This window comes from Reyranella sp., assembly GCF_052439685.1.
GTDB lineage: Bacteria > Pseudomonadota > Alphaproteobacteria > Reyranellales > Reyranellaceae > Reyranella.
Genome location: NZ_JBQVQG010000052.1, coordinates 1 through 15,437, shown reverse-complemented (window position 1 = coordinate 15,437; position 15,437 = coordinate 1). Strand labels below are relative to the sequence as shown.

Annotated in this window: 15 protein-coding genes; 7 read left to right on the top strand and 8 right to left on the bottom strand. The window is 66.6% G+C overall.

What is annotated here, in order from left to right:
• Window positions 1-114: 114 nt before the first annotated feature.
• Window positions 115-567: a hypothetical protein gene (locus tag ACT6UX_RS29765; protein WP_444778768.1), complete on the bottom strand. Its 453-nt coding sequence runs from the start codon at window positions 565-567 to the stop codon at window positions 115-117.
• A 234-nt stretch (window positions 568-801) separates the two neighbouring features.
• Window positions 802-1,716, bottom strand: a complete 915-nt coding sequence (gene puuE, locus ACT6UX_RS29760; RefSeq protein WP_444778767.1) for an allantoinase PuuE — start codon at window positions 1,714-1,716, stop codon at window positions 802-804.
• Window positions 1,717-1,792: 76 nt separating this feature from the next.
• Between puuE and ACT6UX_RS29755 the strand changes: the two genes are divergently transcribed.
• The 3 genes from ACT6UX_RS29755 to ACT6UX_RS29745 all read left to right on the top strand — a co-directional run bounded on the left by ACT6UX_RS29755 (window position 1,793) and on the right by ACT6UX_RS29745 (window position 5,059).
• Entirely contained in the window at window positions 1,793-3,034 is a 1,242-nt protein-coding gene (locus tag ACT6UX_RS29755) for a Zn-dependent hydrolase (protein ID WP_444778766.1), read from the top strand.
• A 47-nt stretch (window positions 3,035-3,081) separates the two neighbouring features.
• Window positions 3,082-4,251: a M20 family metallopeptidase gene (locus ACT6UX_RS29750; RefSeq protein WP_444778765.1), complete on the top strand. Its 1,170-nt coding sequence runs from the start codon at window positions 3,082-3,084 to the stop codon at window positions 4,249-4,251.
• A gap of 61 nt (window positions 4,252-4,312) precedes the next feature.
• Window positions 4,313-5,059 (top strand): alpha/beta fold hydrolase, encoded by a 747-nt coding sequence (locus tag ACT6UX_RS29745; RefSeq protein WP_444778764.1) that lies wholly within the window; start codon window positions 4,313-4,315, stop codon window positions 5,057-5,059.
• Between the two features lie 12 nt (window positions 5,060-5,071).
• On the opposite strand, the gene ACT6UX_RS29740 is transcribed toward ACT6UX_RS29745, so the two are convergent.
• The 3 genes from ACT6UX_RS29740 to ACT6UX_RS29730 all read right to left on the bottom strand — a co-directional run bounded on the left by ACT6UX_RS29740 (window position 5,072) and on the right by ACT6UX_RS29730 (window position 8,605).
• Window positions 5,072-5,329, bottom strand: a complete 258-nt coding sequence (locus ACT6UX_RS29740) for a DUF2798 domain-containing protein (protein WP_422034310.1) — start codon at window positions 5,327-5,329, stop codon at window positions 5,072-5,074.
• Between the two features lie 265 nt (window positions 5,330-5,594).
• Complete coding sequence (locus ACT6UX_RS29735) at window positions 5,595-6,806, bottom strand: acyltransferase family protein (protein WP_444778763.1); 1,212 nt, start codon at window positions 6,804-6,806, stop codon at window positions 5,595-5,597.
• Between the two features lie 125 nt (window positions 6,807-6,931).
• Complete coding sequence (locus ACT6UX_RS29730) at window positions 6,932-8,605, bottom strand: AMP-binding protein (RefSeq protein ID WP_444778762.1); 1,674 nt, start codon at window positions 8,603-8,605, stop codon at window positions 6,932-6,934.
• Between the two features lie 36 nt (window positions 8,606-8,641).
• On the opposite strand from ACT6UX_RS29730, the gene ACT6UX_RS29725 reads away from it, so the two are divergent.
• Window positions 8,642-9,550 (top strand): PhzF family phenazine biosynthesis protein, encoded by a 909-nt coding sequence (locus ACT6UX_RS29725; RefSeq protein WP_444778761.1) that lies wholly within the window; start codon window positions 8,642-8,644, stop codon window positions 9,548-9,550.
• 29 nt (window positions 9,551-9,579) lie between these two features.
• Here the strand turns inward: ACT6UX_RS29725 and ACT6UX_RS29720 are convergent, their stop codons facing one another.
• Window positions 9,580-10,062 (bottom strand): Lrp/AsnC family transcriptional regulator, encoded by a 483-nt coding sequence (locus ACT6UX_RS29720; protein WP_444778760.1) that lies wholly within the window; start codon window positions 10,060-10,062, stop codon window positions 9,580-9,582.
• A 100-nt stretch (window positions 10,063-10,162) separates the two neighbouring features.
• Between ACT6UX_RS29720 and ACT6UX_RS29715 the strand changes: the two genes are divergently transcribed.
• The 3 genes from ACT6UX_RS29715 to ACT6UX_RS29705 are packed head-to-tail and all read left to right on the top strand — an operon-like array spanning window position 10,163 to window position 14,811.
• Entirely contained in the window at window positions 10,163-12,502 is a 2,340-nt protein-coding gene (locus ACT6UX_RS29715) for a transketolase (protein ID WP_444778759.1), read from the top strand.
• A 9-nt stretch (window positions 12,503-12,511) separates the two neighbouring features.
• Complete coding sequence (gene mtnA, locus ACT6UX_RS29710) at window positions 12,512-13,630, top strand: S-methyl-5-thioribose-1-phosphate isomerase (protein WP_444778758.1); 1,119 nt, start codon at window positions 12,512-12,514, stop codon at window positions 13,628-13,630.
• Entirely contained in the window at window positions 13,627-14,811 is a 1,185-nt protein-coding gene (locus tag ACT6UX_RS29705) for an MFS transporter (RefSeq protein ID WP_444778757.1), read from the top strand. The genes mtnA and ACT6UX_RS29705 overlap by 4 nt, the downstream gene beginning before the upstream one ends.
• 21 nt (window positions 14,812-14,832) lie before the next feature.
• Here ACT6UX_RS29705 and ACT6UX_RS29700 read toward each other — a convergent pair whose 3' ends face one another.
• A complete protein-coding gene (locus ACT6UX_RS29700) occupies window positions 14,833-15,234 on the bottom strand; it encodes a Fur family transcriptional regulator (protein ID WP_444778756.1) in 402 nt (133 codons plus the stop codon).
• Window positions 15,235-15,238: 4 nt separating this feature from the next.
• The coding region (locus ACT6UX_RS29695; protein ID WP_444778755.1) for an energy transducer TonB family protein at window positions 15,239-15,437 on the bottom strand (199 nt) is incomplete at its 5' end.

The window sequence follows — 15,437 nt, the reverse complement described above, 5'->3', positions numbered from 1 at the left end:
ACCCAATCTCAAAGACACAAGAGACCTTCTCTCGACGATTAGCCGGCTTTTGGTGGAGAGAAGGTCTCTCCGCTACGCCCCTTCGGGGCTTCGGTCGAGACGACGGCCCTGGAATTAGAGGGCGTGGATTTCGCTGACCTTGGCGGCGAGGCCGAGCTTGCGGTTGCAAAGGGGCCAGTGCCAGGTCTCGCCCTGGTCGAATATCACCCATGAGGTGAGAGCGGCGGCCTTCTCGTAATCCTGCGCCGCCTCGATCGCTTCCTGCGTCGTCAGCACCGTGCCGTCACGGCGCTGCTGCAGGGTGATGTAGGTGCGCGCCGTGTACTGGAAGCGGCCGTGATAGGAACCACGTCCGCCGCTGATGCGACTCGCATGCGGGCCCCAGCTTCCGCTTTCGCAGACCGCGAGCGCCTGAACGACCTCGTCCTTGCGGGCCTGGACGAAGATCTCATGCTCCGTCGGGCCTTGCGGCACGGCAGCCGCCGCAGGAGGATTCTTGGCGCATCCCGGCCCGACGCAGAGCGCGGCGAGCAGGATCGGCAGGAGGGTTGGCTGAAGAGCGTTCACGACCCGACATTGTTCACACGAGTTTATCCCCAGGGTAAACCCCGGCCGGCAGCAGGCCCGGATGACGTTGCCGCCGTTCTAGGGGCGCGGACTAGCCCGCTCCCATGTCGATAAAATGGCGGCCGGCCGGGGTTATGCGGCTTCGACGTCCCCGAAAGGCGTGGCCAGTGCGCTTCACGGCGCAGCGGGACCGCGAGTCCTTTCGGGTTTCAATTGTAACGGCGCAGGGTCGAATCAGGCTTTCGCGGCCGGATGCGTCTCGATCCAGTGCCGTGCGATCTCCTCGCGCGTGGCGACCCAGACCTTGGGCTTCGACGCCACATAATCCAGAAAGCGCGCCAGGGTCGCGGCCCGGCTCGGCCGCCCGGCGAGGCGGCAGTGCAGGCCAATCGACATCATCTTCGGGGTGCGCGCGCCCTCGGCATAGAGCACGTCGAAACTGTCCTTCATCGCCTGAAGCCAGCCGTCGCCCGCGGTGAAACCCGGCGCCACCCCGAACTTCATGTCGTTCACTTCGAGCGTGTAGGGAATGATCAGGTGCGGCTCGCTTCCGACCTTCACCCAATAAGGCAGGTCATCCGAATAGGAATCGCTCGAATAGAGAAAGCCGCCATGCTTGATGACCGCTTCGAGCGTGTGCATGCCGAAGCGGCCGGTGTACCAGCCGACCGGCGCGCGGCCGGCCGTCTGCTCGATCACCTTCACGGCCTTGCGCATATGGTCGAGCTCCTGCTCGAGCGTGAAGTCCTTGTAGTTGATCCAGCGCCAGCCATGGCTCGCCACCTCGTGGCCCGCCTCGGCCATCGCCTTGCCGGCGGCGGGATTGAGCTCCAGCGCGCGGCCGATCGCCCAGGAGGTGAAGCGCATGTTGCGCTCCTGGAAGAGCCGCAGGATGCGCCAGAAACCGGCGCGGCTGCCGTATTCGTACATCGATTCGGTCGAGAGGTCGCGGCCGCCGGCGATCGGCGTACCGCCCGGCGTCTCGGTGAGGAAGACCTCGGAAGCCGGATCGCCGTTGAGGATCGTATTCTCCCCGCCCTCCTCGTAATTCAGCACGAAGCTCACCGCGATGCGGGCGTCGCCCGGCCACTGGGCATCCGGGGGATTGGGGCCGTAGCCGATCAGGTTGCGGTCGAGATGGTCGTGCATGAGGCCCCCGGATACGCCAGATTGAAGCCCGACTATGGCGCGGCTATAGCTCGCGCGACAAGCTTGGGGAGGCCAAATGGGCGCAGCCGACGCGATCCGGGAAGACCGTCTGTGGCAACGGCACGCCGAAATGGCGACGCTGGGCGGGACGCCCAAGGGCGGCGTGAACCGGCAGGCGCTGTCGGCCGAGGACGCCGCGGCCCGGAACCTGCTGGGCTCCTGGGCCAAGGCGCGCGGCTTCGCGGTTTCGACCGACGCCATCGGCAATCTCTTCGTGCGCCGCGAGGGGACCGACCCCTCGGCCCGGCCGGTGATGAGCGGCTCGCACATGGACAGCCAGCCGACCGGTGGCCGATTCGATGGCATGTACGGCGTGCTGGCGGCCTTCGAGGCGCTGGAAGCGCTGGAGGATGCCGGCCTCAAGACACGCCGTCCCGTCGTCGCCGTCGCCTGGACCAACGAGGAGGGTTCACGCTTCCAGCCCGGCGCCATGGGCTCGGCGGTGTTCGCCGGCCATAACGACCTCGACGAGATGCTCCAGGCGAAGGACTGGAAAGGCGTCGTACTCGAGGATGCCCTCGCCGAGACGTTGAAGGCCGCGCCCGCCCCGATGCGCGACGGCAAGCCTGGTTTCCCGCTCGACGGGTATGTGGAAGCCCATATCGAGCAGGGCCCGCGCCTGGAGAACGAACGCAAGACGATCGGCGTCGTGACCGCCATCCAGGGCAGCCGCCGCTACATCGTCACCACGCATGGCGAGGAAGCACATGCCGGCACCACGCCACGCGCCGCCCGCAAGGACGCCTTTGCGGCGGCCCTTCGCATCGCGCAGGCGATGTACGAGGCCACGACCGACAAGGACGACATGCTGCGCTTCACCATCGGCCGGGTCGATGTGGCGCCGGGCTCGCCCAACACCGTGCCGGGCCAGACCACCTTCACCATCGACATGCGTCACCCCGACGATGCCGTGCTGGAGGCGCACGAGAAGAAGCTGAAGGAGATCTTGGCGGCAAAGGCCGCGCCCTGCACCGCCGGCATCGAGCGCGTGACCGCCGTGCCGCCGACCAACTTCGATCCGATGGTGGTCGACCTCGTGCGCGCCAAGACCAACGCGCTGAAGCTTTCCAACATGGACATGCCCTCGGGCGCCGGCCACGACGCCATGCACATCGCCCATCTCTGCCCCGCCGGCATGATCTTCGTTCCCTGCGAGCGCGGCATCAGCCACAACGAAATCGAGAACGCCACCCCGCAGGACCTCGCCGCCGGCGCCCGCGTCCTGGTCGAGGTGCTGGTCGAATTAGCGAATCGCTAACGCACCATTGTCGCCACACGCACGTTGTTGAAGAAAGTCATCGCGCCATGTCGAAGAAGATGCAGTCCGAACTCGTAGCGATCCTGTCCGACCTGATCGCGCTGCCGAGCCCCTACCCGCCCGGCACCTCGGTCGAGATCTGCGCCTATACGGCCAAGCGCCTGAAGAAGGCGGGCTACAAGGTCGAGATCGCGACCAGCAAGAAGGGCGTCGACAATGTCGTGGCGCGGATGAAGGGCAAGAGCGCCAAGGGAAAAAATGGCGGGCCCGTCATCGCCTTCAACGCCCATGTCGACACGGTCGGCGTCGGTGAGCGCGCCAACTGGAAGAGCGATCCCTACAAGGCGCTGGTCAAGGGCGGCCTCGTCTACGGGCTGGGCGCCGGCAACTGCAAGGGCAGCATGGCCGTGCAGATCTGGATCGCCGAAGAGATCGCGCGCCGTGGCGGTCCGGCCTCGGGCGAACTCATCTTCACCTTCGTGGCCGACGAGGAGAATCTCGGACCCGAGGGCATGGAGTACCTGCGCAAGAGCGGCAAGGTGCGGCCGGATGCGCTGATCCTGGGCGCGCAGACCGAGAACAACCTGATCGTGGCCGAGCGCGGCGTGATGTGGGCGCGCCTCACCACCAAGGGCCGCGCCGCCCATGCCGGCAACCCGGCCGCCGGCGACAACGCCATCCTGCGCATGATGCGGCTCGTGGGCGCGCTCAGCTCCTACTACGACAAGGCGCTGGCCGATCGCGTCTCGGGCGCGATGAAGTCGACGGTGAACATCGGCATGTTCCATGGCGGCCACAACACCAACGTCGTGCCGTCGGCCTGCACCGTCGAGATCGACCGCCGCCTGCTGCCCAACGAGAAGGTGAAGGACGCGTTCAAGGAGCTGAAGAAGGTGGTCGACGGCGTCGGCGAGCCGAAGTCCATGTATGCCGTCGAATTCCTGACCGGCACCAACGGCTTCTTCGCGCCGGAGAACGGCGCGGCGGTCGGCGCCTTCGAGGCCGCGGTGAAGGCTCACAGCCGCCGCAAGGTGAAGTTCCTCAACGCCACCGGCGTGAGCGACGGCCGCTACTATGCCGACGACGGCATCGAGATCATCAACTTCGGCCCCGGCTCGGGTGCCCAAGGCCATGCCGCCAACGAGAGCGTGCCGATCGCCGAGATGGTCGACGCCGCTCACATCCAGCTCGACGTGGTGAAGCGGCTGCTGGGCTGAGCGCGGCCCGCTTTGCGCCCTGCCGCCGCGCATGGCACGCTGGCGGCAGGGAGAAATCACCATGCCGTTCTACGAAAAAGGCGACGTCCGCATTCACTACGAAGAGGCCGGCTCGGGCCTGCCGCTGCTGATCATTCCGGGCGGCGGCCTCAACTCGACGATCGCCGGCCTCGACAGGACACATCCGTTCAGCGCGATGAAGGAGTTCAGCGACCGCTTCCGCTGCATCTGCGCCGACCTGCGCAACGCCAATGGCGGCCAGTCGACCGGTCCGCTCGACATCGAGCGCACCTGGGATTCCTTCACCGACGACCATGTCGGCCTAATGGACCATCTCGGCGCCGAGCGGTTCATGGTGCTGGGCTACTGCATCGGCCAGCCGCTGATCTGGAACCTGATCAAGCGGGTCGGCGATCGCGTGATCGCCGCCGTGCTGACGCAGCCCTCGGGCTTCCGTCCCGAACTGCCGAACCAGTTCTACGACAACAACATGAAGGGTTGGGGCCCGGACTTCGTGGCCAAGCGGCCCGACTACACGATGGATCAGGTGAGCCAGTTCCTCACGAACATGTACACGAAGAAATCCGACTTCGTGTTCACCGTACCGCGCGAGTTCGTGAAGGCCTGCAGGACGCCGATCCTGGTCGCGCCCGACGACAGCCCGCCGCACCCTTACAAGGTCGCGATGGAAGTGGCGATGCTGTCGCCCAACGCGCAGGTCACGCTCTATCCGTGGAAGGACACGCCCGAGCGGGTCCCTCTTGCGGTGCGCCACATCCGGATGTTCCTGGAGGCGCACCGGCCCTGAGGCGGCCGATCGTCAGCCTGGCCGTGTTTCCACGATCAGGCCGACGATCCGCCGGACGACCGGCATGACGGCCAGAAGGACGGGAAACGCGACCAGCCAGGACAGGCCCCAGGCGCTCATCCAGGTCGCGACGAAGCCGGGCGACAGCCCGGCACTGCGCGCGGTGGAAATGCCCGAAACGACGAAGGTCATGATGAGCGACAGGACGAGGGGAAGGACGATCGCAGCATAACGCGCCGGCAGACGGCGCAATCCAAGATATGAAAACAAGATGGTTGTCTCACGCAGGGTCGCGGCCAAAGGACAGGCGCGCGACGATTGACTGCGTTGCCTCACGTGAGACGCTTACGATCTTCCTTCGAAGACGAGACCTCCCTACCGCAATTGCGAATCCTTCGCAACAGAAAAGTTGCCGGATTGCCCGTGAAACCGGCGCCGCCCTGACCAGTAAACGAAACCACCGAAATAAACGAAACAATCGAAGCCGGAGTCGCACCCAGAAACAGGTACCATGGTACCGCTTACGGAGGGCCGGCTAGACGGCTCTCGCCACACCCGGCAGCCGGCGAAGCAGGCTCGAGGCGGCCCAGCTCAACGTGAAGCCCAGCGTCAGGGCGAGCGCTCCCTTGGTCAGCGGCGAAAGCGGGATCCAGAGAAGGCCCAACTGCAGCCACAGCACGATCGGCCAATGAACGAGATAAATCCCGTAGGCATTGGCGCTGAGGCTGCTTCCAGTGGCGCCCGACATGCGAGAGAACCGGACGGCGAGCGCCAGCAGGGCAAACGCCGTGATCGTCGAGAACAGCACCAGCATCACGCCATCGACCCAGGCGGGAACCTGGCGCCCGTCGAGCGCGAAGAACGCGGCCGTCGCGATCACGGCCAACAGCGGCCACCTCACCCACTGCCGTTCGAAAGCGCGCGCCAGCCGCTCCGGACCGATCAGCGCGCCCGCGACAAACGACAGGAAGTAGAGGCCGATGCGGCTCGATTGGATGCCGAAGGGACCGGCCGTCAGCCAGTGCGACTTGCCGAAGGCGAGATGGAACGGCAGGTAGGCCACCGCGCAGACCACGATGAACAGCATCAGCCAGGCGCCGTCGGGGACCCGGTCCAGGGTCTGGCCGAAGCGGCGCGCGAACTGCCACACCCTGTTCTGGGCCAGCAGCATGGCCAGCACGGCGTCGAACACCAGCAGGGCGCCCACGAACCACAGCGGCCCGCTCGGCCAAGGCCCGACCGTCACCATGTGTTTCCAGAAGGTCACGAAGCTCTCGCCACCACCGCTCAACAGGTGGGCGGCGTAGTAGGAGAGCGGCACGATCGTCACGACGCCCACCAGCAACGGCACGCCCAGACGCACGGCACGATCGAGCAGATACTGCCGCAGCCCCTTGCGCGCCAGCGAGGGCCGCACGAACAGGCCCGACAGCAGGAACATCAGCGGCATGAAGAAGCCATTGGTCCAGGTGACGATGACGTTGAAACCGGACCATTGCGCCATGTCCACGACCGGGGCGCTGCCGTTGGTGTAGGAACCGCCAGAGACAGCCTGACCGCCGGCCATGTAGCCCAGCGCAACGTGCTGCAGGACCACGAGCGCGATCACGAAGACACGGAGATGATCGAACGCGGCAAACCGGCTCGCCGGCTGCGCGACGCGAACGAGCGGCGCCTTGCGAAGGGAGCGGTATCTGTCGTGCGAGCGGGCAAACGGATCGGTGGATGCGACAGCGACGGACTTCACGAGCAACACGCCCCGGTTGATGTCGGACCCGCCGACAACGACGGGCCGCCGGACGCGTTGCGCCTCCCCTCAAAGGGTCACAATAATGCCCGCAATCGACTCACAGTTGGTGAACTCGCAACGTCTCAAGCCGTCTTCTGCGCCGTGAGCCCGAGCTTCTCGATCGTCTGTTCGCGCATCACGAACTTCTGGATCTTGCCGGTGATGGTCATCGGGAATTCCGGCACGAACTCGATGTAGCGCGGGATCTTGTAGTGGGCGATCTGGCCCTGGCAGAAGGTGCGGATCTCCTCGTCGGTCGCGGTCTGACCGGCATGCAGCTTGATCCAGGCGCACACCGCCTCGCCGTAGCGCGGATCGGGCACGCCGATCACCTGCACGTCCTGCACCTTCGGGTGCCGGTAGAGGAACTCCTCGATCTCGCGCGGATAGACGTTCTCGCCGCCGCGGATGATCATGTCCTTGAGGCGGCCGACGATGTTGACGTAGCCCTCCTCATCCATCGTCGCGAGGTCGCCGGTGCGCATCCAGCCGGCCTCGTCGACGGCCTCCTTGGTCTTGGCCTCGTCGTTCCAGTAGCCCTTCATCACCGAGTAGCCGCGCGTGCAGAACTCGCCGGTCTCGCCGCGCGGCACCGCCCTGCCCTCGGTGTCGACGATCTTGATCTCGATGTGCGGCAGCACCTGGCCCACCGTCGAGACGCGGCGCTCGACCGGATCGTCGGTGGCGCACTGGGTCGACACCGGCGAGGTCTCGGTCATGCCGTAGGCGATGGTGACCTCGCCCATGTGCATGTGGCTCTGCACCTTCTTCATCACCTCGATAGGACAGGGCGAGCCGGCCATGATGCCGGTGCGCAAGCTCTTGAGATCGAACTTCGCGAAGTCGGGATGGTCGAGCTGGGCGATGAACATCGTGGGCACGCCATAGAGCGCCGTGCAGCGCTCCTCGGCCACGGCCTGCAGGGTTGCCAACGGATCGAAGGCCTCGGACGGATAGATCATCGTCGAGCCGTGCGTCAGGCAACCGAGATTGCCCATGACCATGCCGAAGCAGTGATAGAGCGGCACGGGAATGCAGAGCCGGTCGTCCGGCGTGAGCTTCAACCCCTCGCCGACGAAGTAGCCGTTGTTCAGGATATTGTGGTGGCTGAGCGTCGCGCCCTTGGGAAAGCCCGTGGTGCCCGAGGTGAACTGGATGTTGATCGCGTCGTCGAACTGCAGCTTCGGCGCCAGCTCGGCGATGCGCGTCTTCTCCGCGTTGCCGCCCGCGGTCGCCACATCGTCGAAATTCAACATGCCCGGCGTCTTCTCAGGCCCGAGCCGGATGACGTGCTTCAGGTGCGGCAGCTTGTTCGCCTTCACGAGGTCGTCGACGATCTCGAGATAGTTCGAGGTCTTGAGCGCCGGCGCAAGGATCAGCGCTTTGCACTCGACCTTGTTCATCGCGTATTCGAGCTCGGCACGCCGGTAGGCCGGATTGACGTTCACCAGCACGAGGCCCGCCTTGGCGGTCGCGAACTGTGCGAGGGTCCATTCCGAGGTGTTCGGCGACCAGATGCCGACCCGGTCGCCGCGCTCCAGCCCCAGCGTCAGGAGACCGGCCGCGAGATCGTCGACCCGGCGGCCAAGCTCCCCCCAGCTCCAGCGCACGTTCTGGTGGCGGACCACCAGCGCCTCGCGGTCGCGATGGGTCTCGACGGTGCGGTCGAAGAAGACGCCGATCGTCTCGCCGATCAGCTTCTTGTCCGAGACGCCATGATCGTAGGAGATTTTGGGAGCGGCCTGAGCTTTGGTCATGCGTCGAGATTAGCGCGCCATGCCAGATTTGGAATCATGAAACTCAATTTCGTCACCGTCGACGTCTTCACCGACCGCCAGTTCGGGGGCAACCCGCTGGCCGTCATCACCGATGCACAGGGCCTGTCGGGCGAGCGGATGCAGGCCATCGCGGCCGAGTTCAACCTGGCCGAGACGACGTTCGTGCTGCCGCCGAAGGACCCGGCCCACACGGCCGAGGTCCGCATCTTCACCCCCAGGGCCGAGATGCCGTTCGCCGGCCATCCCAATGTCGGGACCGCCTTCGTCCTGGCCCGCGCCGGCACCACTTACGGCCGGCCCGTGACGGGAGACCGGCTGGTCTTCGAGGAGAAAGCGGGCCTGGTGGCCATGGACATCGTGCGCGAGGCCGGCGCGGTCGTGGCCACCCGCCTCGCCGCGCCGGTGCCGCTCAGCTTCGGCGAGGAGATCGATCCTGCCCTGGTGGCGGAGGCCTGCTCGCTGACGACCGACGATCTGAAGCTCGACATCCACCCGCCGCGTGTCGCCTCCTGCGGCGCACCGTTGCTGTTCGTCGAACTGAAGTCGCGCGAGGCCCTGCGCCGGGCCGCGCCGCGCGCCGAGATCTTCGCCCGCGACCTGCCGCGCAACCGGATCGTCGGCATCCATCTCTACGTGCAGGCCAAGGACGGCGAGATCGATGTCCACACCCGCATGTTCGCCCCCGAGCACGGCATCCCCGAGGATCCCGCCACCGGGGCCGCCAACGTGGCCCTGATCGGCGTGCTGGCGCATCACCGACCCGAGGCCGACATCACCCTGGTGAAGACGATCGCCCAGGGCTTCGACATGGGCCGGCCCAGTGTGCTGCAGGCCTGCGCCGAGAAGAAGGACGGCACGGTCGTCGCGACCTATATCGGCGGCCGCTGCAAGCCGATGATGAGTGGGGTGATCGAGCTGGAGTAGCAGTAACCCTCTTTCAGACTCCTCTACCCCTAACGGTGGAGAGGAACATGAGGGGCTAACGGCAACGCCGCGCCCTGTTTCACGGGGCGCAGCGCGAAGGAGCTGCGGATCTGGGCAATGCCCTGGATCTTGGTGAAGTCCATCACGAAGCGCTCATAGGCTTCGAGGTCGGGCACCACGACCCTCAGCAGGTAGTCGCTGTCGCCGGTCATCAGGTAGCATTCCATGACCTCGGGACGCTCCGCCGCGGCACGTTCGAAATCCTTCAGGGCCTTCTCGTTCTGCGTCGTGAGCGACACGCTGACGAAGACATTGACCGACAGGCCGACCGACTTGGCATCGACCTGGGCGGCATAGCCCTTGATGACACCCGCCTCCTCCAGGGCCTTGACCCGCCGCCAGCACGGCGAGGAGGACAGCCCGACCTGCTCGGCGAGGTCGGCGTTGCTGAGCCGGCCGTCATGCTGCAGCCGTTCGAGAATGCGCCGGTCGATCGCGTCCAGGGAGATCATTGCTTAAATCGCCACAATCCAGGGAAATCCTGCCCTATACAGCCCGTCCAGCGACCTGAACGCAAGGACCTTCCAGCGGAGCAGGCGTATGTCGATATCCATGACCACCCTCGCCCCCATCCAGCGTCTCCGCCTCCTCCGTGAACTGGAACGCAAGGTGCTGTGGCTCAGCGCCTGGACGATCCATCACGCCAATCACATCCGTCCCAACCGCGACGGGCTCAAGGTCGGCGGCCATCAGGCCTCCTGCGCCTCGCTGGCGACGGTGCTCTCGGCGCTCTATTTCTCGGTGCTGCGGCCGGAAGATCGCGTCGCGGTGAAGCCGCACGCGTCGCCGGTGTTCCACGCCATCCAGTATCTGTTCGGCCATCAGACCCGCGACAAGCTCGAACGCTTCCGCGCCCTGGGCGGCGCGCAATCCTATCCGTCGCGCACCAAGGACACCGACGACGTCGACTTCTCGACCGGCTCGGTGGGCCTCGGCGTCGCCATGACGCTGTTCTCGTCGATCGTGCAGGACTATGTGCGGCTCAAGAACCTGGGCGACGGCAAGCGGCCCACCGGCCGCATGATTGCGCTGGTCGGCGACGCCGAGCTCGACGAGGGCAACATCTTCGAGGCGCTGCTCGAAGGCTGGAAGCACGACGTGCGGAACCTGTGGTGGGTGATCGACTACAATCGCCAGAGCCTCGACGGCGTCGTGAACGACCGGCTGTTCGGCCGGGTCGCCGAGATGTTCGAACTGGTCGGCTGGCGCGTCGTCACCCTGAAGTACGGCAAGCTGCTGGAGACCGCCTTTGCGCAGCCCGATGGCGCGCATCTGCGCGACTGGATCGATGCCTGCCCCAACTCGCTCTACTCGGCGCTGGTGTTCAAGGGCGGCGCCGGTTGGCGCGAGGCGCTGACGCGCGACCTCAACCAGTATCCCGGCGTGCGCCGCATCCTCGAACAGCATGACGACGCAGCGCTGCACAGGCTGATGACCAACCTGGCCGGCAACGACATGCAGGCCGTGATCGACGCCTTCGAAGGCGTGAACGACGACAGGCCGACCTGCTTCATCGCCTACACGATCAAGGGCCAGGGCCTGCCCTTCGCTGGCCACAAGGACAATCACTCCGGCCTGATGACGCTCGACCAGATGGCGGGCTTCAAGAAGGGCATGGGCATCGCCGACGGCCACGAGTGGGACAAGTTCGCGGGCCTCACCGCATCGCCGACCGATCTGCAGGCCTTCCTCGACGCCGCCCCCTTCAACGCCGAAGGCCGCCGCCGCACCGACGCGCCGGTCGTCGCCATTCCGGCGCAGCTCACCAAGCCCAATGACAGGAAGTCGAGCACGCAGGAAGGGTTCGGCAAGATCCTGAACGCCATCGCCTCGGAAGACGGCGAGCTGGCCCGCCACATCGTCACGACCTCGCCCGACGTCACGGTCTCGACCAATCTCGGCGCCTGGGTGAACCGGCGCGGCCTGTTCGGCCACACCGAAGCCGAGGACGTGTTCCGCGAGCTCAAGGTCGTGTCGGCCCAGCTGTGGCGCCAGACGCCCAAGGGCCAGCATGTCGAGCTGGGGATCGCCGAGAACAACCTGTTCATCCAGCTCGCCGCGCTCGGCCTCAGCCACCAGCTGTTCGGCGCGCGCCTGCTGCCGATCGGCACGCTCTACGATCCGTTCATCGCACGCGGTCTCGATGCGCTGAACTATGCCTGCTACCAGGATTCGCGCTTCATGCTGGTGGCAACGCCCTCGGGCGTGACGCTTGCACCGGAAGGCGGTGCGCATCAGAGCATCCACACGCCGCTGATCGGCATCGGCCAGCCTGGTCTCGTCTCCTACGAGCCGGCCTATGTCGACGAACTGGCGGTGCTGATGCGCCACGGCTTCGACTACATGCAGCAGCCCGACGGCGGCTCGGTCTATCTGCGCCTGTCGACGCGCAGCCTGGCGCAGCCCGAGCGCACGCTGACGCAGGATCAGCAGAACGACATCGTGTCCGGCGGCTACTGGTACGCGCTGCCTGAAGAGGGCACGGACGTAGCCATCGTCGCCATGGGCGCGGTGACGCCCGAGGCAGTCGCCGCCCACGAGAGCGTCGTCCGCGACTTCGCAGGCGCTGGCCTGCTGGTGCTGACCTCGCCCGACCGGCTCCATACCGACTGGCTCGCCGCGCAGCGGAACCGCGGCCGCACGACCGGTCAGGTCGACCGCTCGCCGAGCCCGATCGAACGCCTGCTCGCGCCCTTGTCGCGCGATGCACGCATCGTGACGGTCATGGATGGCCATCCGCTGGCGCTGTCCTGGCTGGGATCGGTGCGCGGCCAGCGGGTGGTGCCGCTCGGCATCGAGAAGTTCGGCCAGTCCGGCGACATTCCCGATCTCTATCGAACCTATGGGCTCGATTCGGCGGCGATAATCGACGCGGTGGCGCGCGCCGTCTAAACTGGCGGCGTGAAAGTAGACGGCACCCCCTACCGAACCATCTGGCTTGGCCCCGACGGCACGACCGTCCAGGCGATCGACCAGACCCTGCTGCCCCACCGCTTCGTCGTGCGCGACCTGCGCACGATGGAGGATGCGGAAGCGGCGATCCGCACCATGATCGTGCGCGGCGCACCGCTCATCGGCGCCGCCGCCGCCTATGGCATGGCGCTCGCCATGGCGAGCGATCCTTCCGAAGCCATGCTGGCCCGCGCCTACACGGTCCTGCTGGAGTCGCGGCCGACCGCGGTGAATCTGCGCTGGGCGCTCGACGACCAGCGCGCGCTGCTGGCGCCGCTGCCGCCCGCGAAGCGCCGCGAGGCCGCCTACCGGCGGGCTGCCGAGATCTGCGACGAGGATGCCGAGATCGGCCGCCGCATCGGCGAGAACGGGCTGGGCCTCATCCGCAATCTGAAACCTCGCGACAAGAGCGGACGCATCAACGCCCTCACCCATTGCAACGCCGGCTGGCTGGCCACCGTCGACTGGGGCACGGCGCTGGCGCCGATCTACCGGGCGCACAATGCCGGCATCCCCATCCATGTCTGGGTCGACGAGACGCGGCCCAGGAATCAAGGCGCCAGCCTGACGGCATGGGAGCTGGGCAAGCATGGCGTGCCGCACACGGTGATCGCCGACAATGCCGGCGGCCACCTGATGCAGCATGGCGAGGTCGACTTCGTCATCACCGGCACCGACCGCACGACGCGCGGCGGCGACGTCTGCAACAAGATCGGCACCTACCTGAAGGCACTGGCCGCCCACGACAACGGCATTCCCTTCTATGTCGGCCTGCCCCACACGACCATCGACTGGACGCTGCTCGATGGCGTGCGCAACATCCCGATCGAGGAGCGCAGCGCCCGCGAGCTGTCGCACGTCACGGGACGTCTGGTGAAGGATGGCACCGAAACCGGAGAACTCGCGACGGTGCAGATCCTCCCTGAGGGCACCGCCGGCGCCAATCCGGCCTTCGACGTCACGCCGGCGCGGCTGGTCACGGCCCTGATCACCGAACGCGGCGTATGCGACGCCAGCGAAGCAGGGCTTCTTTCTCTCTATCCCGAACGACAGAACCGGGCGGCGTGAAGGTTACGCCAGCGGCCAAGGCCACGGCCGGGCTTGGCCTCACCCAGATCGTGGGCTGGGGCACGACCTTCCTGATGCCCTCGGTGCTGGGCCGGCATATCCAGCACGACCTTGGCCTGCCAAGCGAGGTCGTCTACGGCGGCATCACCGTGATGTTCGGCGTCGGCGCCCTGTTCGCGCCGCGTGTGGGCCGCCTGCTCGACAGGACCGGCGCGCGCTCCGTCATGACCCTGGGCTCGATCGTCTATGCCCTGTCGCTCGCCGCGCTCTCCTTCTCGCAAGGGCTCGTGAGCTATCTCCTGTGCTGGGCTGCGATGGGCGTCGCCTCGACCCTGGCGCTGAACACGCCGTCGAGCATCGCCATCGCCCAGATCGCAGGCGCCCGGGCGCGGCAGGCGATCGCCATCCTGGCCATCATCGGTGGCTTTGCCTCGACCGTGTTCTGGCCGGTCTCGGAGGCGCTCGAACTCCTCGTCGGCTGGCGCGGCGTGGTGCTGATCTATGCCGCGATTCATCTCGCGATCTGCGCGCCGGTCCATCTATGGGTGCTGCCCGGCCGGCCGCTGGTCGGCACACAGGCCGCAGCCACTGCGACGGCGCCCGTGCCGCCCTCCGCGCACACCAGACGGATCTTCCTTCTGCTATCGATCTCGCTTGCGTGCGGCGCCTTCATCTTCACCGGCTTCATCGTGCATGCCATCGGTGTGCTGCGCGGCCTTGGCTACGATCCCGCGACGGCCCTGCTGCTGGCCTCGCTGATCGGCCCGGCGCAGGTGGCGGTGCGGGTGTTCGAGCTGGGGTTCGGTCACCGCTACACGATCACCGCCTCGACACTGTTCTCCAGCGCCGTACTGCCGTTCGGGCTGGGCCTGGCGCTGCTGGCCGGCGGCAACTTCGTCGTCGCGCTGGTCTGCGTGATGGCCTACGGCATCGCCAACGGGCTGAAGGCGGTCCTGCGCGCCACCTTGCCGCTCGCTTTGTTCGGACGCGCCCAGTTCGGCACCTATCTCGGCCGTCTGGCGCTGCCTCAAGGCATCGTCTCGGCCTCCGCGCCGCCCATCCTGGCCGCGGTGATGGCGAGCTACGGCGCCGAGGGCGTACTCGCCCTCACCTTCATCGTCGCCATGGTGGCCTTGATCACGACCGTCATGCTGGTGCGGGTGAGCGGTCCGATCCGCTGAGGTCAGAGGCGCTGAGGCGGTTCAGATCTTCTCGCCCAATAGTTTCAGCCTGAACTCGACGAGCCGGAAACCCATGCGACCGGCTTCTTCCTCTACCAGGCGCGCGAGGCTGCCATCTTCTTCGATCTCGACGATCTCGCCGGTCGCCGTGTCGATCAGGTGCGGATGCGGCGCGCCACCGGTGCGTTCGTAGCGCGCCTTGCCGTCACGGAACACGTGACGGGTGACGAGCCCGGCCGAGGCGAGGCTGTTCAGCGCGCGATAGACCGTGGCGACGCCGATCCGGCGTCCGACGGAGGCGCGGCGATGAATCTCGAAGGTGCAGGGATGATCGGTCGCGGCCTCGAGGACTTCCAGCACGATGCGCCGCTGCTCGGTGAGCCGCAGTCCGCGCTCGCGGCAGAGTTCTTCCAGCCGCTCCATCCGCTCACCTCCTGAGGAAGAACTGTACGGGGACGACGATCTCCAGGCTTTCGCCGGGCTGGTCCTGGGGCAACGGCGGCAGTGGCTGTGCCCGCTGCAGCAGGTCGAGTCCTTCCTGGTCGAGCGCGGCATGCCCCGACGGCCGCTCGATGCGCGCAGCGAGGATGCGCCCGTCGCGGCTCATCGTGAACCGCACATAGGTC